The 23006-nt window shown below is 48.2% G+C and carries 21 protein-coding genes; 11 read left to right on the forward strand and 10 right to left on the reverse strand.

Features of this window, described 5'->3' with window-relative positions; genetic code table 11:
• Nucleotides 1-6: 6 nt before the first annotated feature.
• Nucleotides 7-1365, reverse strand: a complete 1359-nt coding sequence (gene miaB / locus HYX48_07485; protein MBI2743740.1) for a tRNA (N6-isopentenyl adenosine(37)-C2)-methylthiotransferase MiaB — start codon at nt 1363-1365, stop codon at nt 7-9.
• 139 nt (nt 1366-1504) lie between these two features.
• On the opposite strand from miaB, the gene rplM reads away from it, so the two are divergent.
• The 3 genes from rplM (at nt 1505) to HYX48_07500 (ending at nt 3434) form a co-directional block, all read left to right on the forward strand.
• Nucleotides 1505-1957, forward strand: coding sequence for a 50S ribosomal protein L13 (gene rplM / locus HYX48_07490; protein ID MBI2743741.1), 453 nt, complete (start codon nt 1505-1507; stop codon nt 1955-1957).
• Nucleotides 1958-1978: 21 nt separating this feature from the next.
• Complete coding sequence (gene rpsI, locus HYX48_07495) at nt 1979-2368, forward strand: 30S ribosomal protein S9 (GenBank protein MBI2743742.1); 390 nt, start codon at nt 1979-1981, stop codon at nt 2366-2368.
• A gap of 319 nt (nt 2369-2687) precedes the next feature.
• Nucleotides 2688-3434, forward strand: coding sequence for a hypothetical protein (locus HYX48_07500; GenBank protein ID MBI2743743.1), 747 nt, complete (start codon nt 2688-2690; stop codon nt 3432-3434).
• Here the strand turns inward: HYX48_07500 and HYX48_07505 are convergent.
• Together HYX48_07505 and HYX48_07510 are read right to left on the reverse strand one after the other, a co-directional pair.
• Complete coding sequence (locus HYX48_07505; protein MBI2743744.1) at nt 3358-4221, reverse strand: hypothetical protein; 864 nt, start codon at nt 4219-4221, stop codon at nt 3358-3360. The genes HYX48_07500 and HYX48_07505 overlap by 77 nt on opposite strands.
• On the reverse strand, nt 4218-5735 hold the full coding sequence (locus tag HYX48_07510) for a carboxypeptidase M32 (GenBank protein MBI2743745.1): 1518 nt from the start codon (nt 5733-5735) through the stop codon (nt 4218-4220). The genes HYX48_07505 and HYX48_07510 overlap by 4 nt, the downstream gene beginning before the upstream one ends.
• Nucleotides 5736-5799: 64 nt before the next feature.
• Between HYX48_07510 and HYX48_07515 the strand changes: the two genes are divergently transcribed.
• Together HYX48_07515 and HYX48_07520 are read left to right on the forward strand one after the other, a co-directional pair.
• Nucleotides 5800-6375 carry a thioredoxin domain-containing protein gene (locus tag HYX48_07515; protein MBI2743746.1) on the forward strand — a complete coding sequence of 192 codons (576 nt, stop codon included), beginning with the start codon at nt 5800-5802 and terminating at the stop codon, nt 6373-6375.
• Nucleotides 6372-6785, forward strand: a complete 414-nt coding sequence (locus HYX48_07520) for a disulfide bond formation protein B (protein ID MBI2743747.1) — start codon at nt 6372-6374, stop codon at nt 6783-6785. Before HYX48_07515 ends, HYX48_07520 begins: the two co-directional genes overlap by 4 nt.
• On the opposite strand, the gene HYX48_07525 is transcribed toward HYX48_07520, so the two are convergent.
• Genes HYX48_07525 through HYX48_07535 form a run of 3 tightly spaced genes read right to left on the reverse strand, consistent with a single transcriptional unit; the run spans nt 6723 to nt 9678 of the window.
• Complete coding sequence (locus tag HYX48_07525; protein MBI2743748.1) at nt 6723-7496, reverse strand: phosphatase PAP2 family protein; 774 nt, start codon at nt 7494-7496, stop codon at nt 6723-6725. The genes HYX48_07520 and HYX48_07525 overlap by 63 nt on opposite strands.
• 2 nt (nt 7497-7498) lie before the next feature.
• Nucleotides 7499-8584, reverse strand: coding sequence for an LptF/LptG family permease (locus HYX48_07530; GenBank protein MBI2743749.1), 1086 nt, complete (start codon nt 8582-8584; stop codon nt 7499-7501).
• Complete coding sequence (locus HYX48_07535; protein ID MBI2743750.1) at nt 8581-9678, reverse strand: LptF/LptG family permease; 1098 nt, start codon at nt 9676-9678, stop codon at nt 8581-8583. The genes HYX48_07530 and HYX48_07535 overlap by 4 nt, the downstream gene beginning before the upstream one ends.
• Before the next feature lie 91 nt (nt 9679-9769).
• Here HYX48_07535 and tilS point away from each other — a divergent pair, with 91 nt between their 5' ends.
• Together tilS and HYX48_07545 are read left to right on the forward strand one after the other, a co-directional pair.
• A complete protein-coding gene (tilS, locus tag HYX48_07540) occupies nt 9770-11062 on the forward strand; it encodes a tRNA lysidine(34) synthetase TilS (protein ID MBI2743751.1) in 1293 nt (430 codons plus the stop codon).
• 257 nt (nt 11063-11319) lie between these two features.
• Nucleotides 11320-14022: an ATP-dependent zinc metalloprotease FtsH gene (locus HYX48_07545; protein MBI2743752.1), complete on the forward strand. Its 2703-nt coding sequence runs from the start codon at nt 11320-11322 to the stop codon at nt 14020-14022.
• 209 nt (nt 14023-14231) lie between these two features.
• Here the strand turns inward: HYX48_07545 and HYX48_07550 are convergent, their stop codons facing one another.
• The 3 genes from HYX48_07550 to rpsO form a co-directional block, all read right to left on the reverse strand.
• Entirely contained in the window at nt 14232-15728 is a 1497-nt protein-coding gene (locus HYX48_07550; GenBank protein ID MBI2743753.1) for a hypothetical protein, read from the reverse strand.
• Between the two features lie 368 nt (nt 15729-16096).
• Nucleotides 16097-18229, reverse strand: coding sequence for a polyribonucleotide nucleotidyltransferase (pnp, locus tag HYX48_07555; protein ID MBI2743754.1), 2133 nt, complete (start codon nt 18227-18229; stop codon nt 16097-16099).
• Between the two features lie 187 nt (nt 18230-18416).
• Complete coding sequence (gene rpsO / locus HYX48_07560) at nt 18417-18686, reverse strand: 30S ribosomal protein S15 (protein ID MBI2743755.1); 270 nt, start codon at nt 18684-18686, stop codon at nt 18417-18419.
• Nucleotides 18687-18885: 199 nt separating this feature from the next.
• On the opposite strand from rpsO, the gene HYX48_07565 reads away from it, so the two are divergent.
• On the forward strand, nt 18886-19563 hold the full coding sequence (locus tag HYX48_07565; GenBank protein ID MBI2743756.1) for a nucleoside deaminase: 678 nt from the start codon (nt 18886-18888) through the stop codon (nt 19561-19563).
• On the opposite strand, the gene HYX48_07570 is transcribed toward HYX48_07565, so the two are convergent.
• Entirely contained in the window at nt 19560-20402 is an 843-nt protein-coding gene (locus HYX48_07570) for a rhomboid family intramembrane serine protease (protein ID MBI2743757.1), read from the reverse strand. The two genes, HYX48_07565 and HYX48_07570, sit on opposite strands and share 4 nt — an antisense overlap.
• Before the next feature lie 226 nt (nt 20403-20628).
• On the opposite strand from HYX48_07570, the gene HYX48_07575 reads away from it, so the two are divergent.
• The 3 genes from HYX48_07575 to prmC are packed head-to-tail and all read left to right on the forward strand — an operon-like array spanning nt 20629 to nt 22967.
• Nucleotides 20629-21015 carry a type B 50S ribosomal protein L31 gene (locus HYX48_07575; GenBank protein ID MBI2743758.1) on the forward strand — a complete coding sequence of 129 codons (387 nt, stop codon included), beginning with the start codon at nt 20629-20631 and terminating at the stop codon, nt 21013-21015.
• A gap of 21 nt (nt 21016-21036) precedes the next feature.
• Complete coding sequence (gene prfA, locus HYX48_07580) at nt 21037-22122, forward strand: peptide chain release factor 1 (protein MBI2743759.1); 1086 nt, start codon at nt 21037-21039, stop codon at nt 22120-22122.
• A complete protein-coding gene (gene prmC, locus HYX48_07585) occupies nt 22119-22967 on the forward strand; it encodes a peptide chain release factor N(5)-glutamine methyltransferase (protein ID MBI2743760.1) in 849 nt (282 codons plus the stop codon). Before prfA ends, prmC begins: the two co-directional genes overlap by 4 nt.
• Nucleotides 22968-23006 lie beyond the last annotated feature (39 nt).

Here is a 23006-nt window from a genome sequence, read left to right on the forward strand (position 1 = left end):
CTCTCTTCAAAGTATCAGAGGGATGTTCCCATGGGGAACATCCCTTTTTGCATTTAAAGGCTCTGCAAGAAGTGTCTGGTGGTTGTAGCCATGTACTTTGACCTTTTGAAGAGTTCCTATCATCGAGTCATCTCCCGTAAATAGTACCGTTTTCCAGCAGCGGGTGCGCCCTTTAAGATGTGTCTCCCCTCTGCTTCTCTTCTCTACGAGTACCTCCACCGTCTGTCCGATCATCTGCTGCCGCTCTTCGGCTGCAAACTCCTGCTGAAGGGTAAGAAGGCGCTGGAGGCGCTCCTGCTTCACCTCTTCGGGAATATCATCTTTCCAGCGAAAGGCTGGGGTGCCTTTCCGTGCGCTGTAGGCGAAGATGAATGCGACCGAGTAGCGAATCTGTTTGAAGAGCTCATAGGTCATAGAGAACTCTTCTTCGGTTTCTGTGGGAAAGCCCACGATGATATCTGTTCCTAGCACTACGTTTGGAACGATCTGACGAAGAAGGGAGACCTTCTCTAGGTACTGCTCAGCGGTATAGATCCTATGCATTTTTTTAAGGATGCGGTTGGATCCGGCTTGAAGGGGGAAGTGGACGAAGTCGCAAAGAGAGGGGAGATCGCGGATCGCCTCCATAAGCTGAACTGTGATATCTACAGGGTGGCTCGTCATGAAGCGGATGCGCTCGATTCCAGGGATCTTATCTAATCTATAGAGAAGGTCGTGAAAGAGGCAGTTCCACTCGGGCTTGTCCTTTCCATAGCTGTTTACGTTCTGCCCGAGCAGCGTAATCTCCTTATAACCCGCACCGGCCAGCTTTCTGCACTCCTCTTCAATGCTTTCAGGGGGGCGGGAGACCTCTTGGCCCCTTGTATAGGGGACGACGCAGTAGGTGCAGAACTTGTCGCATCCGCGAATAATTGAAACTAGCGCTTTAATCGGGTCGTCTCGTGTGGCGACGAGGTAGTCGAGGTTCTCTTCAAACTCATCCTGGGTGCGGATCGTCTGGCGCCCCGTCTGGATCACCTCGTCGAGAACCGAGTTCAGATCGCTGATGTTGTTGGTTCCAATGACAAAGTCGACGTGGGGGAGCTTGCGAAAGAGCGACTCTTTTTTTGCCATCGCCATGCAGCCGGTCACCCCGATAATAGACCTCTTATGAGGAGACCTTCCAAGTTGGCCTAGCTTTCCCATCGCTTTTCTTTCGGCTAGGTCTCTGATAGAACAGGTATTAAAAATTAATAGATCTGCTTCATCTTCGATTTGGGTCCGCTTCAAGCCTCGTTTTTCGAGCTGGCCGATCATCAGTTCAGAGTCGAGCTCATTCATCTGACAGCCGTAGGTGCGTACAAAAAATGTATTTAACTGTCTCATAAAAAAGTAAATATTTTTTTAAAGTTAGGGTACGCAGTGTAGCCGAGGTGTAACACTTTTAGCAAGACGGACAAAAGACTTTGCAAAAATGGAGAGGAGAAGTATCATCGTGCTTTCTTAAAAATTTTGTAAGGCAGCCATGCAACAGAAGATGATGAATATGACGAAGCTCCTCACTAAAGAAGAAGCCCTTGCAGCGCGCAAGTGGATTCTCTTGGATGCTTCAGGTAAAACTCTAGGCAGATTTGCAACAGAAGTTGCAAACATCCTCAGAGGAAAGCATAAGCCAGACTTTACTCCTCACGTCGATTGCGGAGATGGTGTTATCATCATCAATGCTGAGAAGATCGAAGTCACTGGTGCAAAAGACGCTCAGAAGATCTATCGCTACCACACTGGTGCTATGAGCGGTCTTCGTGAAGTGCCTTTTCGCGAAATGAAAGCGAAAAAGCCAGACTATATCCTCAGACATGCTATTAAAGGCATGATGCCAAAGACTCGTCTCAGCGAAGCGCAAATGAAAAAACTGCGCATTTTTGCTGGAGTAAGCCACGGCATGGAAGCTCAACAGCCTATTGTAGTGAACATCTAAAGAATTATGAGTAATGCAAGTATGACCAAAGAAAATCTCGGTACAGGACGTAGAAAGACAGCAGTTGCTTCCGTAAGACTCCGCCCAGGCACAGGCAAGATCGACGTCAATGGCCGCAAATTTGAAGAGTACTTCGTTGAAGAACTCCAGAGAAAACTCATCACATCTCCGCTAGAAAAGTTCGATGCAGCAGCCCGCTATGATATCATCGTCCGCGTTAAAGGCGGCGGAATTAGCGGCCAAGCTGTGGCAACTCGCCTTGGCATCTCACGTGCGCTCGTCCTCGAAGACGAAACACGCAGACCAGACCTTAAGAGCGTAGGCTTCTTAACTCGCGACCCTCGTAAGAGAGAGCGTAAGAAGTATGGTCTCTGTGGAGCTCGTAAGCGCTTCCAATACTCTAAGCGTTAATCCAACTCTTAGCCTTATTTACAAAAGTCTCTGTGGGTTTCCCACAGAGACTTTTTATTTTTTGGAGTGCGGCGACTCGGCGCCGCTTTTCTCGAGATCGACCTGGCGATCTCTCTTAATTTTAAACAAGGCTAATAGAAAGTGTAGCTGTTAGGAAAAAATCGACAAGTCGATTTTAAGAAAAAGCGGCGCCGAGTCGCCGCACTCCAAAAAAGAAGTCTTTTAGAATGACAATTAAAATATTTAATATAATTTATTCAAAAATTGTAACAATATCCAATTAATGTTATAATTATACAAAAATAAATATTGGATAACTATGTCAGTAATACGCGGATTAAGCATTTGTACACTCAGGCCGGATGGCCAGGCTCCTTATGACTTTAGTCCTAGCCGGAGAGCATTGTGGGAGACGCCAGATCAGTTAGCTCTTCTTGCCCCTCATGCAATGGTCGTAAAACCTAGAGAGCTAACTCTCTACCAAGAGAGAAGAGGGAGTCCTGCTGAACTACAACAGACCGTCTCTCAAATTACCTCAGGTCAGCTCGCAATCCGCAATATTGTTGTTTATGACAAGTTGAGCTTTTGGAAAGCCGTCTGTTTTGAACCGAATACCCCTTTTGCCAATAAGACATTTTCCGAATTTTTCATGGAGCTCGTAGATAGTCTATTAACACTCAGTTCAGAAAGAGCGGTCATTCAACCCGATCTGATCTTTTTGAAGTCGGGAGGCGTAAGCGAGAGTGTTGAACTGCGCGAGATGCGCTCTGCATGGTGGGTCAGCGCCTTAAAGGTGGCCATCTATTTTACAGTGGCGATCCCGCTGCTGCTTCTAGCTATAAAAGCCGTGCTTCGCAGCTTCCACACTTTTCATATTACACCGCGTTCTGGAGTGGTTCGTGCGGGGGAGTCGCTGGCTCCGAATTATGTTGCTTGGTCTACGACCCAAGTAGCTCCTGAACGCTCCCTCGAAGAGCTTAAAAGAGAGCTTAATGAAGGGACTCCTGAAAGGGAGCAGCTAGCTCCGGATTATGTCGCTCTATCCAATCCTGAAGATTTGCCGTAACGCGCGCGATCTCCTCCGTTGAATCGAGAAGTAGTTCCTCTTTTTTTACAATCTTACCCACATCGATTTGGAGCGGGTTCTTGCCTGCAAAGGCAAAGTTCACGCTAAAACACTGTCTAGGATCTGTAAACCCCTTCTCTGCCCGTCCAACAAGCATCTTGTGAAGATCGAGGAGCGCATCGATTGCAGACTGGTCGCCGGAAGTTTTGCACAAGTAGGCGATTCTGTCTGGAACGAGATCTCCCTTTTCCTGAAGGAGAAAGGGGACCTGGTCCAGATCGATCTCTCCGCGATTTTTCAGCTTTAGCTGCGATTTAACTGTTTCTCGGTTGGAAAAATGGAGATGCAGAAGGCCGGTTTCATTGCGCAGCTCATCAAAAGCGAGGGCGTAGCGTCCGCAGGTCTCATGAAACTTTTGTAGCCATCTTGCTTGCGAATGAGCTCTCTTTTCTGGAGAAACAAAAGAGGAGAAGAGGGGGCCATCTCTTAACCACTTCTTCTTTCTCATGTGGCGCGCTTTAAATAATTTAATCACATACTTGCCATCTTGGCTGACGCAGGCGAAGCATTGAGCTCCCTCGCCGAGGGGTTCAAACTCTTGAGAAAAGATCCTTTTTAGCTCTTCTTGGCTCACTGCACTCCTGCTTTCGATGGCCTCAGGGAAGATGTGAAGAATGTTCTGGGAGGAGAGGCTCATGCTCCGCATGTTCCAGAGGTAGTTGAACGCGAAGAGGCATAGAAGAATAAAAGGAACGAGCAGAAGGAAGAACAAAGGGAGCTTTTTCATCGAGCAATATCGTAAAGCCGGTGGTATTTTTCTTCCAGATAAGTGACGAAGGGTTTTTCTGTGAGAGGCCCTCCAGTTAAGCGTATGAGGATCTCTTCGGCGGAGAACTGGCGGCCATACTGATGGAGATTTTCTGTAAGCCACTCGCGGATAAAGCCTAGATCTCCCTTAGAGACCCGCTCCTTCCACTCAGGATACTTCTTTTCAAACGCAGCAAAAATCTGGCTTGCATAGAGGTTGCCGAGGGTGTAGGTGGGGAAGTAGCCGATGCCACCCATCGACCAGTGGATATCCTGAAGGCAGCCCTCCGCATCGCTAGAAGGGGTGATCCCGAGATACTCTTGCATCTTACGGTTCCAAGCTTTTGGTAGATCTTTCACTTTTAATGAGCCATCTAGCAGCGCCATCTCGAGTTCGAAGCGAACGATCACATGGAGAGAGTAGGTCACCTCATCGGCTTCCACGCGAATCAGAGAGGCTTCTACGCTGTTTATTGCGCGGTGAAAGTCGTGCAGTGAGATCTCTTTTAACTTCTCGGGAAAGAGGTTCTGAAGCTGAGGGAAGAAGTGTTTCCAGAAAGCTTCGCTTCTTCCAATGCGCGTCTCCCACCAGCGAGACTGGCTCTCATCCATTCCCAGCGAAGCGCTCTCTCCTAGGGGCGAGCCGAAGTTCTCAACTTTAAAACCGCGATTATAGAGGCCGTGGCCTCCTTCGTGGATCACAGAGAAGATGTTCGACATCAGATAGTCGGGATGGAGGCGAGTGGACATTCGCGTGTCTTTTGGATGCAGACTTACGCAAAAGGGGTGAACCGAGAGGTCGAGCCTGCTGGTCTCTTTATCAAATCCCATCGCTTTGAGAAGAATCTGGGAGAACTCATTCTGCTTTTCAGGCGAGAAGCTGCCGTGCAAAAAATCCTCTCTGGGAGCGGGTCTTGCTTTAATTTCCTTCACAAGCTGAGTTAAAGAGGATTTTAGTCTTGCAAAGAGGGGAGAGAGCTGGGCGCTCGTCATTCCTGGTTCATATAGGTCGAGAAGTGCGTCATAAGGGTGGGCTTTATACCCGAGAAGCTCCGCCTTCTTTCGAGAGATCTTCACGATCTTCTCAAGGTGAGGAGCAAAGAGAGAGAAGTTGTTCTGCTTTCGCGCTTCTGCCCAAGCGTGCACGCCTGCAGAGGTGATCTTTGCAAAATTTTTAACAAAAGCCTGAGGCAGTTTCTTCTCGTTTAAATAGTCGCGTCTCCACTCTCTTAGTGCTGCCATCTTTTCTGGAGGAAGAGTTTTATCTAGGATCTCTCCTGAGGCTAAGTCGATCAGCTTTCCCAATGCTTTTGCATAGGCTGGAGAGGTCTTCTGCTTGTGCGATAGCCCCGCGATGAGTTCGACTTGAAGCGCCCGCGCTTCTATCGCACCTGGCGGCATATAGATCTCTTGATCCCATTCTAAAAGCTGATGAATCGAATGAAGTAGAGCCACGGTTTTAGACAGCTCGTGGAATTTCGTGTATGTATCCATTCTTTTCCTCTTAAAAAGATTGCATCTTGCAAGGATTTCTTGCACTGATTAGCTTTGTATCAATATGTCGCCGAAAATCCTGGTCCTGTCAACGCTCGGTCTCTTTCTGCTTATCGCAGGAGGAGACTATTTACTTCATAACAAAAGCTCCTCTTTTTCAGGAAGGGTTGCTACGCAAGGCTGTCCGCTGCTTGGAAGCGATCAAGCTCCAGTCCAGATGGTTGTTTTTGAGGATTTGCGATGCACTTCCTGCCGCTCTTTTCATCTGGAGATTCTGCCGAAGATAAAAGAGAAGTTCATCGACACAGGGAAAGTGCAGTGCGCGCTTCTGCTCCTCTCATTTTTAGACCACTCGGAGCCGCTGGCGCTTCAGGCTCTTTCACTCTATGAGAAGAGGCCAGACTCTTTCTTTTCTTTTGTGAACCAGCTATACACAGATCTTCCTCCACCGGATGCAGAAAATATTGCAATTGCGGATGCGGAGCATATAAAAAAACAGCTTCAAGAGAATCTAAAGATTGCAGATAAGTTGATGAATGGAGAGATCGCAACACCCGCCGTATTTATCAATGGAAAGGCGACGATTAGCTACTCAGTAGGTTCGATCGCATCGGCAATAGAAAAGGAGATAGATCGATGAGGATAATAAGAAATAACGGCCTGTATTTTGCCTGGTTCATCTCTCTGGTGGGAGTGATGTGGAGCTTCTACTGGAGCGAAAGGCTCAATCTTGAGCTCTGCTCGCTCTGCTGGATGCAGCGCGTCTTTCTATTTCCTCTCGCAATCATACTGGGTATTGGGACCTATCGACAAGATCGCGGTGTTATTATCTACGCTATGCCGCTGGCAATTGTAGGGGCTTTCATCGCTCTCTATCATCTGCTCCTTCAGAAGCTTCCCGAGACAGTAACGCATAAGCTCTGCACAAGCCGTGTGAGCTGCGCCCAAGAAACGATCGCTCATTTTGGATTTGTTACCCCAGCGATGTTAAGCTTGACTGCTTTTTTTCTGATCTCCCTCTTTCTTTTTGCGTATCGAGAAAAGGCGTAGAAAGCTCTCTATCTTGCTGCTGACGCTTCTTGCAAGCGGAGTGCAGAAGGCCCAGCTCATAAAAATAATCGTAATAGATCCTGCGCCGATGATCACATCGGAGAGCCAGTGCGCTCCGGTAATCAATCGTGGCATGCATAGGAATGCTGCATAGAAAGCGGCAAATAGTCCCAGTCTCCAGCGAGCGAGGTAGACGTAGCTCGCTGCAAAGAGCAGGGCTGTTGTCGCGTGGTCGCCCGGGAAGCTCTTCGTAGAGTCGTCTTTAATATGCAGCCAGGAGATGTGATCTGAAAGGCGCACGCTTCCCTCCACGACGAGAGTTGGGCTCTCTCTCGGAATCTGCCAGGTCTTTCGGAAGAGAAGGCGGTTCACAAAGTAGAGAATCGCTGCGATGTAGAAGAGGCAGAAGACGAGTTCGGATGCTTTTTTAAGGCGGAGCTCTTTATGCGCCTTTCGTATGTATACGGTGTAGAATCCCAAGATAAAGAGATCTTCTACCCAGTCTGCGAGTTTGTGGTTAGCCAGAGCCCAAAAGGTCTGCCAGCTGCTATTTCCTCTTAAGCTTCCATTGATAAATTTAAAGAAGCCAACATCGAGATGTTTCCAATAGACAGCTGTTGCAGGAAGTAGGAAAGATCCCACCATAAGGCCAACGAGAAGGTGCCAGAGCAGGAGCTGTTTAATTTTCCAAGAAGATGAGGATGTGTTCATAACTATTTCCTAGAGAAGTTCCAGATAAAGGGGGCGCTGCAGAGCAGGAAGGGAGCAAAGATTGCAATCGGAGGTAGAAGAGTTCGGTTCTCTCCAAAAATAATTGCCGCGTCCATAAGCGTGAAAAAGGCGATATAGCCGAAGAGAGCAAGCGCATAGAGTAGGAAGAGCGAGGCTCTTCTCGCATAGCGCACGCAGAAGGGAGAGGCGGCTAAGATGACAACAAGGGAGAGGAAGGGGATGGCGATCTTATAGCAGAGGTGCGTAAGCAGCTCCATCTTCATGTAGGAGCTGGTCTTCTGCTTAAAGCCCATGGTGTAGAGCTCGCTTAAACTTCTGTTTTCCAGCGGGATGAATCCTTTTCGAGGAGGGTCCTTATCCCAGCTAATCTCTTTGAATACGCGGCTCTCAAAGCTCCCTCTCTTTTCAAAAGCTCCTTGGGGAGAGCGGACGAGGTGGTCGATGAATCTGCCTTCAGGTTGGTCTGGATTTGCGGTTAGGTAGCGCATGCGCCAGATCTCATTGGAAGATTTTAGCCAGATCACATCGAAAAAGAGGCCTTTCTGCTTGTCGTAGGTCTGATAGACGATTTTAGAGCTATCTTTCAGTGTTAGAACATGAATAGGATTGCTCTTTCGATCCTGCTTCGAGTGCTTGATGTGCTTGTCATAGAACCTGTCGAGATAGGTTAGAGATTTGGGCAGGAGAAACTCTGACGAGACGATATTAAAAAGTGTGCAAAGTACCCCGACAAATAGAAAGGGGCGCATTAGGTTTTTAAAAGATAGGCCTGAGGATTGAAGGGCGACCAGTTCTCTGTGTGCATTCAGCGAGGTGAGCACCTTAATCGTTGAGATCAGAATTGCGAGAGGCAGGAGAAGAGGTGCACGCTTGATAAATTGAAATCCGTAGTAGATAAAGAGATCCGAAATCTGCAGCTTCTGGTCTCTTAAGAAGTCCTGCATGTGCAGAGAGTAGTCGATCGCCGCGTAGAGGAAGAAGAAGCCAAAGAGAAATAGAGAAAAGACTTTGACGATCTCTCTTAAAAAGTAGCGCTCCCAGATCTTATCAAACATGAATAGCTTCATTCACGACCCTCCGAAACTCTCTTCAGCGACCGCAGAGAAGCCAGAACGATTAGCGGATGGGGCAGGAGATAGACTAGGCAGGCGATGAGAGGAGCATCTTTAAAAGACTTTGCCGCGATAAAGGAGATCATGAATAGGGCGGCCAGGCCGATCGCCCAGAAGAGCCCTTTCTTAGACTCGCGCCTTCCTATCTCCATTCCAAATGCGACTCCAATGAAAGTAAAGGTAAAGGCAGCAAGACCAAGCGAGGCTCGTCGTGTAATTTCAATCACAGCTCTTCCTGAAAGAAAACGCTGCTCTGGCTTCTCGATGCGCTCGCTAATTAGGATCGATTTGAGAGGGTAGTAGTCGAAGTTCGAATGCCACTCAAAACTGCTTACAAACTGGGCGAAGTTAGAGGCCTTGGTGCACATCGTCTTCTGATTCTCAATGATGAGATGGTCAAAACGGTCGTCGCCTTTCGGATCGACGCTCGAAATGATCGAAACGTTCTTTCCCGTAAACATCTCATCTTCTAGGACGAGCTCTTTTGCGACCATCATCGCGAGGCGCTTTGACGAGGCGTTGTTAGCGATAAAGACCACATCTTCCGCCTGCCTGCCCGATTTTAGCGCTTTCATGTCGATGTAGGTGTCCTTCATTCTGACGAGTGTCTCTTTCTGCAGAAGGAAGAGGGGGTTCTTGGCCGTTACCTCGTAGATAAGCTCTCTTGAAAGAACTCGGCAGCGAGGTGCGATCTCAGAGGCTAGGGAGAAATTAACGAGAGAGAGTAGAGAGCCTGCAATGAGAAGAGGGAAGATGATCGGAGATAGTCCAAAACCTGTGCTCCGTAGAGCTGTTAGCTCGTGTGTGTGGCTAAGTCTCTGATAGAGAAGCATCGAAGCGATGAGACAGGCTACCGGGATTGCAACGGGAAGGATGTAGGGGATCTGATAGAGAGTGAAGAGAAGAACTGGCAGAATCCCTGCCCCTGAAGTCGCAAAGCGGGCGATCTCCTGGAAGCGCGTAACCAGAAGAAGGGCGATGAAGCTGCTTACAGAGAGAGCAAGCACCTGCAGGTAGCTCTTAAGAAGGTAGCGCCATAGAATTGGCATGGACCATTTCACCCTTAAAATTAAGAGACCATTGTAGAGAATGAATGGATATTTCTGCTATCTTAGTTACCTAAGCTAAATTGGAAGATAGATGATAGATCCTCTTGTCTCTTCGGTAAAAGAATTTCTAGAGAGAAACTATGAGGGGAGGGGGCCTCTCCTGCTCGGGCTATCGGGAGGGCCAGACTCGCTCGCTCTTCTCTACCTTCTCCTCGAATGCGGCGTTAATTTGCACCTTGCCCACATCGACCATGGATGGAGATCTGAGAGTGGTGAGGAGGCGGCTCTCCTCGGGGAGATGGCAAGGTCTCTAAAGCTGCCTTTTCATCTGCATACCTTAGACGAGCATGGCACAAGTAATATGGAGGCTGAGGGACGGGAGACGAGGCTCAAGTTTTTTTCAAAGATTTATAGAGAGATCGATGCCGAAGCGCTTCTTCTGGCCCACCAGGCCGATGATCAGGCCGAGACGATTTTAAAGAGGATTTTTGAGGGTGCCCACCTACTGCATTTGGGGGGGATGCATCCTGTCACTCTATTAGAGGGGATGAGGGTTTGGAGGCCGCTTCTCTTCTCTCCTAAAAAAGAGCTTCAGGCGTGGCTCGATGCTAAGGGGTTCACCGCCTTTCAAGACAAGACCAATCTCGACCCTCGATTTCTCCGAGGGAGAATGCGGTCGGAGATCTTTCCTCAGCTCGCCAAGACCTTCGGTAAAGAGATCTCAAATAACCTCATCAGATTTGGAAAGACACTGCAGGAGGTTGCGGCTGAATTAGAAAGGGAGAGTGTAGAGCAGCTTAAAAGCATCCGTCGCGGACCGTTAGGGAGCTATCTCGAGGTTGATAAGACCCTCTCATCGATCAGAAAAGAAGCTCTTCTGAAAAAATTTCTAGATGCTGAAGGGCTTCTGCTCTCTCATGAGAGCTACGACTCTCTCCTTGAAGCGCTTAATAGCGGAGCTGCCAGTCGCTGCTTCATTGCCAAAGAGCGGCAGGTCATCGTGGATAGAGGTATCCTTTTTGTGGTCAGTAGGGATCTATCCTGGTCAAATTTAGACTGGCAGATCTCCTACGAACCCGCCGTAAATACCGATTTTAAGAACTTCTCCTGGAAGGATTTATGGACAGGGGAGACGCGTGTTACTCTTCCAGAGAACAGTTATGAGCTTCAGCCTCCTCAAACCGCGCTTCCTTTTCCAGGCGCTTCTCCTATAAAGGAGTGGTGGCAGGAGCACAAAGTTCCATCTTTTTTAAGGCAGCTAGTTCCGGTTGTTATTAAGGAGGGGGTTGTGGTTCATGAGTTCTTAACAGGGCGCAAGAAACAATTAACAAACAGTGGGTCTTTGTTACAAATATCATTAAAATTTAAATTAACTAATAATTAACGTGCACAGAAAAAACAAAGGTGCTACTATCACAAATGGAGAACGGTGAGTCTTGCAACGCTCGCTGTGCGTATAGTGAGAGTAGTTTCGATGAATTCCCTGGAGAATTTATCGTCGCTATTCTGGGGAAATTTCTTTACGTAAATTGTTGAGAAGTGATTTCCTTACAAAGTTACACAAGCGCTTTTCCTGGACTGATTATTTCCCTTCCCGCAAGGGCAGGTATTATTTTTAACCTTAAAATATAGAAAATCCATATGGGCAACGATAATAAAAAGTCGGATTCTAAAAAGGGTCTACCCGGCGGCTTCTTCATCTTTTTAGTAGCAGCGATCCTCGCCGTGTTCTCAATCCAGAATCTCTCGTCTGAGAAGAGTGCGAAGGTAGCTTTTAGTCATCAGACTGAACACCTGGTGAACCTGGATCTAATCCAGAAAGAGGATAGTCGTAAGATTGCCCTAAACGACAATCTCGTTACTTTTATTGGTAAATTTAAAGATCGCCTTACAGACGAAGCAAAAGCCCGCTTCCGTTACCTGGATCTTCTCTATCAAAACCACGAGTTAGCAGAGAAAAAATCTACCCTCGAAACAGAGATGACAACTGGTAAACAGAGCGTAATCGACTCTGCAGACTGGTTTTTACATCTCAGTGGTCTACCTATTCCTAAAGGCGGATACAAAGTTGTCGATCCTATCTACGATGCAGATCAGCGCGACAATGCAGTGGTAATCAAGTCCCGCTCTGATAAGAGCATCGTCAACCTTAAAGACCTAGAAAAGCGCTACGCTACACTTTCAAGCTCTGATGCTGACGCCTTCGGCAAAGACCTTCTGATCCTCATCCAAGGCTTTCGCTCTCCTAACCTGGGGATCGGCAGCGAGACGATCAAACAGAGCCTCCGCGAATTAGAGCAGAAGGTCGCTTCTGCGGATAGCGACAAGCTCGCAGTTTATAAAGGGGCACTAACCACTCTTGCCAGCATCGTTTCAACTCTGGATCAGGAAGATCAGGGAATCCGTCTGAACGACCTGCGCAGCGTCCGTGGTTATAAAACAGAGATCCAGAGCTACGCCGTTGTTGTCGATGAGCTTGAAAAAAACACTGCTCAGCTCGAAAAATCAAGACAGCAGGTTGCAAGCGTGATCTGGTTCTTTAATAACCAGGAGCTCTCAACACGCGCCCTGGAGAAGCAAGATCCTGAAGTCTACAACCACTGGTTCCTGCAAGCTAAACAGGAGTGGGAGAACTTCGCTGCAAATAAGAGCGGAGTGTTTAAAGCTCCAGATCAGCCTCGAAACACCGTTCTCGAGAGAACTTTCAAGAGCGAAGAGCCATCTCCTAACTATCTCAGCTACCTGCTTCCGATCCTTCCTCTACTCGTGATCGTGCTGCTCATCTACTTCGGCTTCTCTCGTCAGATGAAGGGAGCAAGCGGCGGAGCGATGAACTTTGGAAAATCGCCAGCAAGACTACTCACAAAAGAGCGCAATAAGATCACCTTTAAAGACGTCGCAGGCTGCGATGAAGCAAAGGAAGAGCTTCAAGAGATTGTCGACTTTTTAAAGGACCCAACCAAATTCACAGCGCTCGGCGCTCGCATTCCTAAAGGGGTGCTCTGCATTGGAGCTCCAGGAACTGGTAAAACACTGATTGCGAAGGCAGTCGCAGGAGAGGCGGATCGCCCCTTCTTCTCGATCTCCGGATCGGACTTCGTTGAGATGTTCGTCGGCGTGGGCGCAAGCCGTATCCGCGACCTTTTTGACCAAGCAAAGAAGAACGCTCCTTGCATCATCTTCATGGATGAGATCGACGCTGTAGGACGCCACCGCGGAGCCGGAATTGGCGGCGGTCATGATGAGCGCGAGCAGACACTCAACCAGCTCCTTGTCGAGATGGATGGTTTTGATACTAACGAAGGTGTGATCCTAATTGCCGCAACAAACCGCCCTGACGTGCTGGATAAAGCGCTTCTGCGCCCAGGCCGTTTTGACAGACGCGTTGTGATCGATCTACCCGACCTAAAAGGCCGTTTCGAGATCCTGAAAGTACATGCGAAGAAGATTAAGCTAGACTCTGGCGTAGAGCTGATGGATATCGCAAGAAATACGCCCGGAGCATCTGGCGCGGATCTCGGCAACATCTTGAACGAGTCAGCACTCCTTGCAGCTAGAAAAGGAAGAAATGCCGTTACAGCGCAAGATGTGGCAGAAGCGTGCGATAAGGTTCGCTACGGAAAAGAGCGCCGCAGCTTAGAGGTCGACCTCGCTGAGCGCAAAACAACAGCCTACCACGAGTCTGGCCACGCAATCGTTGCCCTCGTTGTTAAGCATGGAGATCCCGTCGATAAGGTCACCATCATTCCTCGCGGAATGTCGCTCGGTGCTACCCACTTCATGCCGAGAAAGAATCGCCTCAGCTACTGGAGAAAAGAGCTCCTCGATCAGCTCGCAGTTCTCATGGGCGGCCGTGCAGCAGAAGAGATCTTCGTTGGAGATATGTCTTCAGGTGCGCAGATGGATATCTCTCAAGCAACACGCCTTGTTCGCAGCATGGTCTGCGAGTGGGGAATGAGCGAGACTCTAGGTACAATTGCCTACGACGAGCGCGCAGAGGGTGGACAGTATCTCGGAGCACAATCCTACCACGAGAAGAACTACTCGGAAGCTACTGCTAAGTTCATCGATGAAGAGGTTAAAAAACTCATGGATGAAGCGCACGTTAAAGCTGTAGAGATCGTAACTGCACACCGTGAAAAGGTAGAACTCATGACTCAGCTCCTTATGGAGTTTGAGACCCTAGATCGCGATGACGTCCTAGACATCATCAACGAGAAGTGGGATTCGGAGAAGAAGAAGAAGCGCCTGAAGAGCATCGAAGATCTGCAGCGCAAGCTTCCACCTCCACCACCAACTCCCATCAAGGGCTTCCCAGATAGCCCCACTCCCCAGCAGATCTAACAAAAAGGCCATCCGCAAGGATGGCCTTCTTGTTTTAAGGCTAATCTTTGATTGAGCGCAGCGAAATCCCTGGAGTGCGGCGCTTTGCGCCGCCCTGACTTTTTTTCGAGCAGAAGTGTCAATGAGATTTTAAAATAATTAAAGGCGGCGCAGAGCGCCGCACTCCAGGGATTTCGCTGCGCTCAATCAAAGAAGGAATAAATCAGGGATTAGCTTGTGGCAGCTGGTTTGGGTGACGCTTCATAAGGGAATAGGTCTTTTTTCCAGTAGCGAGGAAGGATGCGGCCTTCGCCTGGAAGCATAGGCGCAGCTTGGATAATTTTTCCCCATGTGGTTGGGCCCTCTCCGAAATCGACCTCCACGTCGAGCATGGTGCCGCTTTTGGGCTTATCTAGCCACAACTCGAAGGTCCCTTCCTCATCCGGGTCAGGAAATTTTTTACCCTCTGCTCTAGCCTTCTGGATTTTTTCCAACAGCCTTGGCTTTATATGGGAGGAGGTGTCGAACCCCGCCGCAGTAAACGAGTAAGCTTGATCGTATATGTTTATTAATGTCAGCTTCTCTCCTCCTTCTCGATGGGAGATCTCAACTAAGAGCTGGATGAGCTTGCGCATGATGTGTCGATCTCCAAAAGCACTTCGTTGATCAGAAGCAAACTTAGGAACTCTAGTGTCTAACCTTCTATTTGTGAGATTTCGTTCATTGTGCTGTTCGACCCCAAAGGAACCTTCATCAAAGAAGAGGCTTGAGCCTCTATTCCAATAGCGGTTTAGCTTAAGATACCCAAAATTGCCCTGTCCATCTTCGGAGAGAGCAAAACTGATTTCGCCGGTGAATTTGCGTTGTGCGTTCCGATAAATGGTCTCTGGATAAGCATAGATTCCCAGAGTCCGCTCATGCCCAGGTACTGTAAGAGGGGTTTCACCGATGCGAACTCCCCATATATGAGCTTCCGGCGCACCTTGAAATCTTCCTTTACTTAGGTTTTCTAATTTTCCGACCTTTAAGTCGGTTCCAGTCAATTCGATGTAGCAAGTAAGGATCTCGGTCTTGGCGTCAGCGGTGCCCATGATCAGTTGCATGAGCCATTGGACAAATTGGCAGATATAGCGTGCTAAAAACCAGAGCTCACTTCTGGCCTTGTCGAGAGAGTCTTGACCCTTTACATGAGCCGCGAACATACTCATCATCTCTTTTGAGAAGTTCTGTACACGGATGCAGGTGTTTCTTAGGCTGATGAGCGTTGTGGGGGCGGGAGCGGCTAGAAACTCATCTGTTTGGGACACTCTTTCAGCGCTCAGGGCTGTAAAGCCTTGAGCTAAGCTCTCTTGATAATAGCCAGAATAGTAGGCGAGCTGCGTGAAGAATCCAGCGCGATCAAGCCTTTGAATTTTCACAGTATTGCCATCCAAAACAGCAAAACTTCCTATTTCTAGCATTTCTGGAAGCTTTCGGATTTGTTGAGAAAAACGATACTCTTTGCTGGTGTCGAAGCTTGGACTCGCTGACTCTGTCGGAGTTAGTGCGCCGCTAACCTCTAAAAAGCGATGCCGTAAAAATACGCTATCAACTGTGCCAAAAAACGCCTGCATGCCTCGGCAGACAGGTGCAGTAGTAGCTCGCTCCTCATCCGTTAAAAAACTACTTATTATTGAACCGCAATCTTCCGCAGGTAAAAGTGAGAACCTACCTATTGCATTCGTCATAAAACCCAATTTATTTGTTAGATAAGTATACTATTTTACTATTTTATCTGTTTGTTTGCACTGGTTAAACTGGTGTGTTAAGTAAATCTTTTACTATTAAATTCTATCTCTTTCCCTGATTGAGCGCAGCGAAATCCCTGGGCCCGCTAGGGAAAATGGACAGAAGTGGACGAGATGGACAGGAGGTGGACGAAGTGGACAAGCGGGCAAGAGAGAAGAAAAGAATTCCTTCCTCTGCGCGCGTCCACTCTTTGTCCACTTAGTCCATCTCCTGTCCACCTCGTCCATTTCTTTTTCCGAGCGCCAGTGTAATAAAAAAGCCATCCTTTGCAGGATGGCTTTTGTGAATAGACGCTTGTGGGCGCTTACTACTTGTGGGCGGGGGCGTCTGCGCGCTCTTGACGGGCGGGTGGAGGGAGGAGAGCTTTGCGGCTCAACTTGATCTGTCCACGCTCGTTAACGTCGAGAACCTTCACTTCCATCATATCGCCCTCTTTGCACACATCTCGAGGAGATGCGATGCGAGAGTGGGAGAGTTCAGAGATGTGGCAGAGGCCTTCTTTGCCCGGGAAGATCTCAACAAAGCAGCCGAACTCTACGATCGTTACGACGCGTCCGACATAGGTCTTGCCGACCTCTGCTTCTGCTGTTAAGCCGTGGATGATCTTCTTCGCCTTCTCCATAGACTCTTTCGATGTCGCAGAGATGCTGACAAGCCCGCTGTCATTGATATCGACCTGCGCTCCTGTCTCTTCGACGATCGCACGGATCTGCTTGCCGCCCGGCCCGATAACAGTGCCGATCTTGCTTGGCTTGATCTGCATTGTTTCGATGTGAGGAGCGTAAGCAGAGAGGTGCTCTTTGGATTTCGGGCACACTTCAAGCATCTTCTGGAGGATGTGCAGCCTGCCTTGTTTAGCTTGTGCAACAGCTGCCTTCATGATCTGCTTGTTGATTCCCTCGATCTTGATGTCGAGCTGGAAGGCTGTAATACCGTGGGCGTCGCCAGCAATTTTAAAATCCATGTCGCCGAGTGCATCTTCCTCTCCAAGAATGTCAGAGAGAATTGCATACTTCTCGCCTTCTAGGATAAGTCCCATTGCAATGCCAGAGATAGGGCGCTGGACGGGGATACCTGCATCCATAAGTGCGAGGCAGCCTCCGCACACAGAAGCCATCGACGAAGAGCCGTTAGACTCTGTGATATTGGATTCTAGGCGGATTACGTAGGGGAATCCTTCGTGTTTAGGGATGGTCATGTAGAGCGCGCGTTCTGCGAGCTTGCCGTGACCGATCTCTCTTCTTCCTGGAGAGCCCACGCGTCCAACCTCTCCTACGGAGAAGGGAGGGAAGGAGTATTGAAGGTAGAACTTGCGAGAGCTTTCGCCTTCCAGAGACTCGTATCTCTGGCCCATGCTTTCGCTGCCGAGTGTGGCTACAGCCAGTGCCTGAGTCTCGCCGCGTGTAAAGAGGGCGCTTCCGTGTGTACGTGGGAGCAAGCCTGTTTCTGCACTGATCGCGCGAATCTCTTCGCAGTGTCTACCGTCGCTTCGGCGGTTCTCTTTGAGAACCATCTGTCTCATGTGGTGGGCTTGCGTCTTCTTGAATGCAGCCATGATGTCGAGTTTAGAGTACTTATCGACTTCGCCGTTCGGCATGAGAGCATCTAGAACAGACTGTTTAATCTCGCCAATCTTCTCTTCGCGATCCTGCTTATTTTTGATCTTAAATGCTTCTTGAAGGGGAGCGGCTATTTTAGAGTCGATCTGCTCGAGGAGCTCTTTCGGCGTAACTCTGAGCTCTCCATTCCACTTCTGCTTGCCAATCTCCTTCTGCCAGTCCGATAGTCCTTCACAGATCTTCTGGATGGCTTGGTGGCCCTCTTCGATCGCATCGAGAAACTGCTCTTCTGTTAGGAAGTCCGCATAGCCTTCGATCATCAGAATAGCGTCATCTGTACCTGCCAAAATGAGGTCGAGTTTCGAACGCTTCTGCTCTTCTAGAGTCGGGTTGATGACGAAGATGTCATCGACGAGACCCACGCGCACGGCACCAACTGGTTTGATGAGAGGAATGTCAGAGATAACGAGGGCAGCGGAGGCGGCGCAAATTGCAAGAGGCTCTGTAGCGTTGACGTTGTCGTAAGAGAGAACGTAAGCTAAGATCTGAACCTCGTTATAGTAGCCATCTGGAAACATTGGTCTGATAGGGCGATCGATCAGGCGGCAGGTGAGAATCTCATGTTCTGTTGGGCGGCCTTCTCTCTTGATAAATCCACCGAGGGTCTTGCCTGCAGAAGAGAACTTCTCCTGGTAGTCGACGCGCAGAGGGAAGAAGTCGATGTCTGGAGAAGCCTGCGCATTTGCGCATGCTGTTGCCAGGAGCATCGTCTCTCCGCAGGTGAGCATGACAGCGCCATTAGCTTGGCGTGCGATCTTTCCAGTTTCGAAGGTGAGGTTCTTTCCACCTACAGAAATGGTCTTAGTGTGAGTTTTAAACATTTTGGTATCCTCCATAGGAAAAATTTAAATGAGGATGAACTGACCATTTTTGAATAACAAAGGAGTGTTTTGCAAAAATGGACCTTTCATCCTCTTGAATTAAAAATAAAAACTCCCTTTGCAGTGCAAAGGGAGTATGACTATAACAAGATGGTGGATATGGGGAAAAGAAAAATTATTGGTATCTCTACTTACGAAGATTTAAGCGTACAATTAAAGTTTGATAGCGCTTTGTATCTGTCGAGTTGAGATAGTCTAAAAGCTTCCTACGCTGTCCCACTAGCTTTAAGAGGGATAAACGCGAACTATGGTCCTTTGGAGCCAATTTTAAGTGTTCTGTAAGCTCTGCAATTCTTTCTGTAAGAATCGCGATCTGCACGTCGGCAGACCCGGTATCCTTCTCATGAAGTTGAAACTTCTTGGTGATTTCCTCTTTGGTCCCTTTGTCTAAAGACATTTATAGTATCTCCCTTGATATTGAGAGTTGAGAAGATAAAAAACTTTACCAGAGTTATATCATATCTCGGATTAATCGATCAATCGCAAAACAGATTTGACACTCACAAAACCCCTCTTTTGCACGTGTTTTCTTGAGGAGTTTTAATGGAAGAAATTTTAAACTCAGCCCTTTTCTTATCGAGAGCGGAGAAGCCAAGATGGACGAGATGAAATCTTTTATGAAAGAGGCCTTAAAAGAGGCGGAAAAAGCTTTTGAAAAAGGGGAGGTGCCTGTTGGCGCTGTGCTCGTTCACGACGGAAAGATCATTGCAAGAGCTCATAATGAGGTGGAGTCTCAGAGAGATGCTTCAGCGCACGCTGAGATGCTCTGTATTAAACGTGGGGCACATTATCTGAAGAACTGGAGGCTTGAAGGGGCGACTCTCTACTCCACGCTGGAGCCTTGTGCAATGTGTGCAGGAGCGCTTCTTCTTTCTCGGATAGAAACTCTGGTCTGGGGTGCAAAAGATCTGCGCCACGGAGCTGATGGAAGTTTTATCGATCTTTTAAGCAGGAAGCACCCCACTCATGAGATTAAAGTCCACTCGGGGGTTCTTCAAGAGGAGTCTGCTGCGTTGATGAGGAGCTTTTTTCAAAAGCGGCGCAAAGAGAATTCTCAGCAGGAGGAGCTATTCGATCAGCTTATCCTCTCTCAGCAAGAGAAGATGCTCTCCTGTGCCAAAAGAATCGTTCCGCATGTGATCCAAGATGATCTCCTGCAGCCCAATGATTTTCCTGCTCTGGAAAATCACCCGCATTTTCGATATGAAGAGGGGATTCTGGAGGGGCTTCTCACTGCCAGGATGGCCTATCTCGCGAAGCAGTCAGAAGGTTAGCTCTTCTTTTTTTTCTTAGAGATGCGTCTGAGGCGGAAGCGCTCTCTCCAGGTGAGGCTCCCTTTTCCTAAAAGAGAGATCTTTGAGAGCATCTCTTCTAAAAACTCCTCATCGTTTAAAATTGCTTTTCCCGTCTTGAAATCGTAGATCTTGGCCCTGCTGCTATATCCTTGTGAGGCGGCTCTTCTCTTGTCTCTTCCAAAGAGTTTTAAAAAGGTCTCTTCGATCGGGTGTAGAGCCGCAAAAGGACCTTTCACTCCCCAGAGAGTAAGGCTATATAAATAACCAAAAAGGGCGCCGCCTAAGTAGGCGAGTCCATTCAACCACTCTCCAACAGAGATGTCGATTAATAGGTTTGCTGCCAAAATTATCAGAACAAGCCATTTAGCTTTAATGGGAAGCGCGAGCAGAAAGAGGAGTTGAGCTTCTGGGTAGAGCATGATCCAGGCTAAGAGAATCGCGTAGATCGTAGCAGTGTTGCCTGCAAACGGGATGGTGGGGTGCATGTAGCTCTGCAGCCAGAAGACAAAAAGCCCCACAAAAACAGCAGATGAGAGGTAGAGGCTTAAAAATGCGCCTATGCCGCGCCTTTCTATAATAGAGGTTCCAATCGCCCAAACTAGATATAGGCTGAAGGCGAGGGAGAGTAAGAAGGAGAAAGAGAGCCCGTTTGAGATAGGATGAACAAAGATATAGGTGAAAAACTGCCAGAGAAATAGGTGGTCGACTCCCCAAAGAGAGAGTCCTAGAAGCTGCTCTGGTGGGGGGAGATCGAAGACGCGCGGAAAGATGCCGTCAAAGAGCGCTGCAAACATGCTAACCAGGAAAGTGGTGAGCACTAAAATCTTTAGGGGGCGAGGCGCTCTGGAAGGTCCCATTTTATACGGATTTGAATAACTCATAGGCACGGAAGAGTAGCAATTTCGTGAATCTTTAGCAACCCGGGCAAAAGAAAATTTTATTACTCCGCTAGGTAAAATAGGCGAAGCATAGAGAGTGTCTTGACCTTAATCAAAAGTTTCGCTTTAATCGTCGTCATCTTTAACTTCAGTAACTAGGTTTATTATGAAAAAACAAGGTCACCCTCCCTATCAAGACGTCTTATTTGTAGACTCATCTACAGGTTACAAGTTCGTCTGCGGAAGCACAATACAGACGAAAGAGAAAGAGTCGTTCGAAGGAAAAGAGTATCCAGTTGTTCGCCTTCCTGTTTCTTCTGCTTCACACCCTTTCTTTACTGGCAGCAAGCAGTTTGTTGACTCTGAAGGTCGCGTTGATAAGTTCAACAAGCGTTACAGCGCTAAGAAGCCAGAGAAGAAAGAAGTTGCAGAGCCAGTAGTAGAAAAAGCAGCAGCAAAAAAAGCTGAAGCTAAAAAACCTGTTGCAGAGAAGAAAAAAGCAGCGCCAGCTGCTGCTAAGCCTGCTGCAAAAAAGGCTAAAACAAAAGAGTAGTGAGCTAACTCAAGTTCTCAAATGACTCTACCTCTACAGCGCACTCAAAAGCTTCTTCAGCGCCTTTCAGAGGTAGAGGAACTTCTTGGACACAGCGAGGTGCTTGCAGATCAGAAGCAGTACCGCGCGCTTACTCAAGAACACTCCTACTTATCCGAAGTAAAATCCGCATTAAATCACTGTGAAAAACTTCAGAAGCAGCTTGAAGAGAGTCTTCTTCTTGCACGCGAAGAGAAGGATCCTGGATTTCAGGAAGTTATCCGTGAAGAGATCGCCGCCCTAGAAGCCGCTTTGACAGGAGCGCGCACCCAGCTTGAAACACTCCTTGTTCCGCCAGATCCCCGCGACAGTCGCAATATTATTTTGGAGATCCGTGCTGGAACGGGCGGTGATGAGGCTGCGCTTTTTGTAGGCAACTGTGTGCGCATGTATAAAGCGTATGCCGACGCAAAAGGTTGGCGGTATGAGCTGCTCTCATGCACTCCTTCCGAGAGGGGCGGGTTCAAAGAGTATATCATGAGCATCTCGGGTCTAAATGTCTTCAGGCTCATGCAGTACGAGGCGGGAACGCATCGTGTACAGCGAGTACCTGAAACGGAAGCTCAAGGCCGCGTGCATACCTCTGCTGTAACTGTGGCTGTGCTTATGGAGCCGGATGAAGAAGAGAAGATTGTTCTGGACGAGAGAGAGTTAAAAATCGATACCTACCGCTCCTCCGGTGCGGGCGGGCAGCACGTAAATACAACAGACTCTGCCGTTCGAATCACCCACATTCCAACTGGCACTGTCGTCTATTGCCAGGAGGAGAGAAGTCAGCATAAAAACAAAGACAAAGCGATGCGTCTTTTAACTGCTAAAATTTCAGAAGAGAAGCAGCGCAAAGCTCAGCAGGAGATGGCCTCTCTTCGCTCTACTCAAGTAGGCTCGGGTGATAGGTCCGAGCGCATCCGCACATACAACTTCCCGCAGAATCGCGTGACCGACCATCGAATTGAGCTTACCCTTTATAAGCTCGACAGGGTCATCGAGGGAGATCTAGAAGATTTTACACAAGCTCTAGTCGCCTACTTCCATCAGCAGAAACTCGCCGAAGAAGTTGAGGCATGAAAACTCTAGGTGAGATTCTTACCCTCTCTGCTGGTTATCTAAAGGAACAAAAAATTTCTAGTGCCCGCCTCCATGCGGAAGAGCTGCTGGCCGATGTTTTAGGTGTAAAGCGCCTCGATCTCTACATGCAATTCGACCGCCCTCTTCTCGATTCGGAGCTTGAGCCCTTCCGGGCGCAGCTAAAAAGGCGAGCAAAAGGGGAGCCTCTAGAATACCTGCTCTCTCAAATTGAATTTTTTGGTTGTACATTCAAACTCACGCCAGATGTTCTGATTCCAAGGCAGGAAACGGAAATCCTTCTTTCAAAAGCCGTAGATCTGATTGCTCATTCAGCTGCTGAGGGGGGATCTGTTTGGGACATTTGTACGGGGTCTGGCTGTTTAGGGGTCGCTCTCAAAAAACGGCTTCCACATCTCAATGTGCTCCTTTCGGATTTTTCTGAACAAGCACTTGAAGTGGCAATGGCGAATGCGGAGAGAAATCAGGTGGACGTTACCCTGCTTCAGGGGGATCTATTAAAACCTTTTTCAGGGAAGAGGGCGGATTTTGTGATCTGCAATCCCCCTTATATCAGCTCAGATGAGTATTTAAGGCTGGATCGAGAAGTTAAAGAGTTTGAACCGAAGATGGCGCTCACTTCTGGCACAACCGGTTTTGAGTTTTACGAGAGGCTTTCAAAAGAGCTACCCGATTTTTTAAACCCTAAAGCTCAAGTTTTTTTTGAGATCGGAAAAGATCAGGCAGAGGGAGTTTTAAGCCTGTTTAACGCCCCTTGTTGGAAAAATAAAAGAGTTGAGAAGGACTGGGCTGGGCACGACCGCTTCTTTTTCCTTGAATTCCAATGATTTTTTCCATTACAATTTCCGTTTTATTTTGTAAGTCGG

It is taken from the genome of Chlamydiales bacterium (assembly GCA_016185065.1).
Lineage (GTDB): Bacteria > Chlamydiota > Chlamydiia > Chlamydiales > Rhabdochlamydiaceae.

What these genes read in the sequence shown, in the direction of transcription:
- miaB (MBI2743740.1), bottom strand. Translation starts at nt 1,365, where the DNA reads ATGAGACAGTTAAATACATTTTTTGTACGCACCTACGGCTGTCAGATG.
- rplM (MBI2743741.1), top strand. Translation starts at nt 1,505, where the DNA reads ATGCAACAGAAGATGATGAATATGACGAAGCTCCTCACTAAAGAAGAA.
- rpsI (MBI2743742.1), top strand. Translation starts at nt 1,979, where the DNA reads ATGACCAAAGAAAATCTCGGTACAGGACGTAGAAAGACAGCAGTTGCT.
- HYX48_07500 (MBI2743743.1), top strand. Translation starts at nt 2,688, where the DNA reads ATGTCAGTAATACGCGGATTAAGCATTTGTACACTCAGGCCGGATGGC.
- HYX48_07505 (MBI2743744.1), bottom strand. Translation starts at nt 4,221, where the DNA reads ATGAAAAAGCTCCCTTTGTTCTTCCTTCTGCTCGTTCCTTTTATTCTT.
- HYX48_07510 (MBI2743745.1), bottom strand. Translation starts at nt 5,735, where the DNA reads ATGGATACATACACGAAATTCCACGAGCTGTCTAAAACCGTGGCTCTA.
- HYX48_07515 (MBI2743746.1), top strand. Translation starts at nt 5,800, where the DNA reads ATGTCGCCGAAAATCCTGGTCCTGTCAACGCTCGGTCTCTTTCTGCTT.
- HYX48_07520 (MBI2743747.1), top strand. Translation starts at nt 6,372, where the DNA reads ATGAGGATAATAAGAAATAACGGCCTGTATTTTGCCTGGTTCATCTCT.
- HYX48_07525 (MBI2743748.1), bottom strand. Translation starts at nt 7,496, where the DNA reads ATGAACACATCCTCATCTTCTTGGAAAATTAAACAGCTCCTGCTCTGG.
- HYX48_07530 (MBI2743749.1), bottom strand. Translation starts at nt 8,584, where the DNA reads ATGAAGCTATTCATGTTTGATAAGATCTGGGAGCGCTACTTTTTAAGA.
- HYX48_07535 (MBI2743750.1), bottom strand. Translation starts at nt 9,678, where the DNA reads ATGCCAATTCTATGGCGCTACCTTCTTAAGAGCTACCTGCAGGTGCTT.
- tilS (MBI2743751.1), top strand. Translation starts at nt 9,770, where the DNA reads ATGATAGATCCTCTTGTCTCTTCGGTAAAAGAATTTCTAGAGAGAAAC.
- HYX48_07545 (MBI2743752.1), top strand. Translation starts at nt 11,320, where the DNA reads ATGGGCAACGATAATAAAAAGTCGGATTCTAAAAAGGGTCTACCCGGC.
- HYX48_07550 (MBI2743753.1), bottom strand. Translation starts at nt 15,728, where the DNA reads ATGACGAATGCAATAGGTAGGTTCTCACTTTTACCTGCGGAAGATTGC.
- pnp (MBI2743754.1), bottom strand. Translation starts at nt 18,229, where the DNA reads ATGTTTAAAACTCACACTAAGACCATTTCTGTAGGTGGAAAGAACCTC.
- rpsO (MBI2743755.1), bottom strand. Translation starts at nt 18,686, where the DNA reads ATGTCTTTAGACAAAGGGACCAAAGAGGAAATCACCAAGAAGTTTCAA.
- HYX48_07565 (MBI2743756.1), top strand. Translation starts at nt 18,886, where the DNA reads ATGGACGAGATGAAATCTTTTATGAAAGAGGCCTTAAAAGAGGCGGAA.
- HYX48_07575 (MBI2743758.1), top strand. Translation starts at nt 20,629, where the DNA reads ATGAAAAAACAAGGTCACCCTCCCTATCAAGACGTCTTATTTGTAGAC.
- prfA (MBI2743759.1), top strand. Translation starts at nt 21,037, where the DNA reads ATGACTCTACCTCTACAGCGCACTCAAAAGCTTCTTCAGCGCCTTTCA.
- prmC (MBI2743760.1), top strand. Translation starts at nt 22,119, where the DNA reads ATGAAAACTCTAGGTGAGATTCTTACCCTCTCTGCTGGTTATCTAAAG.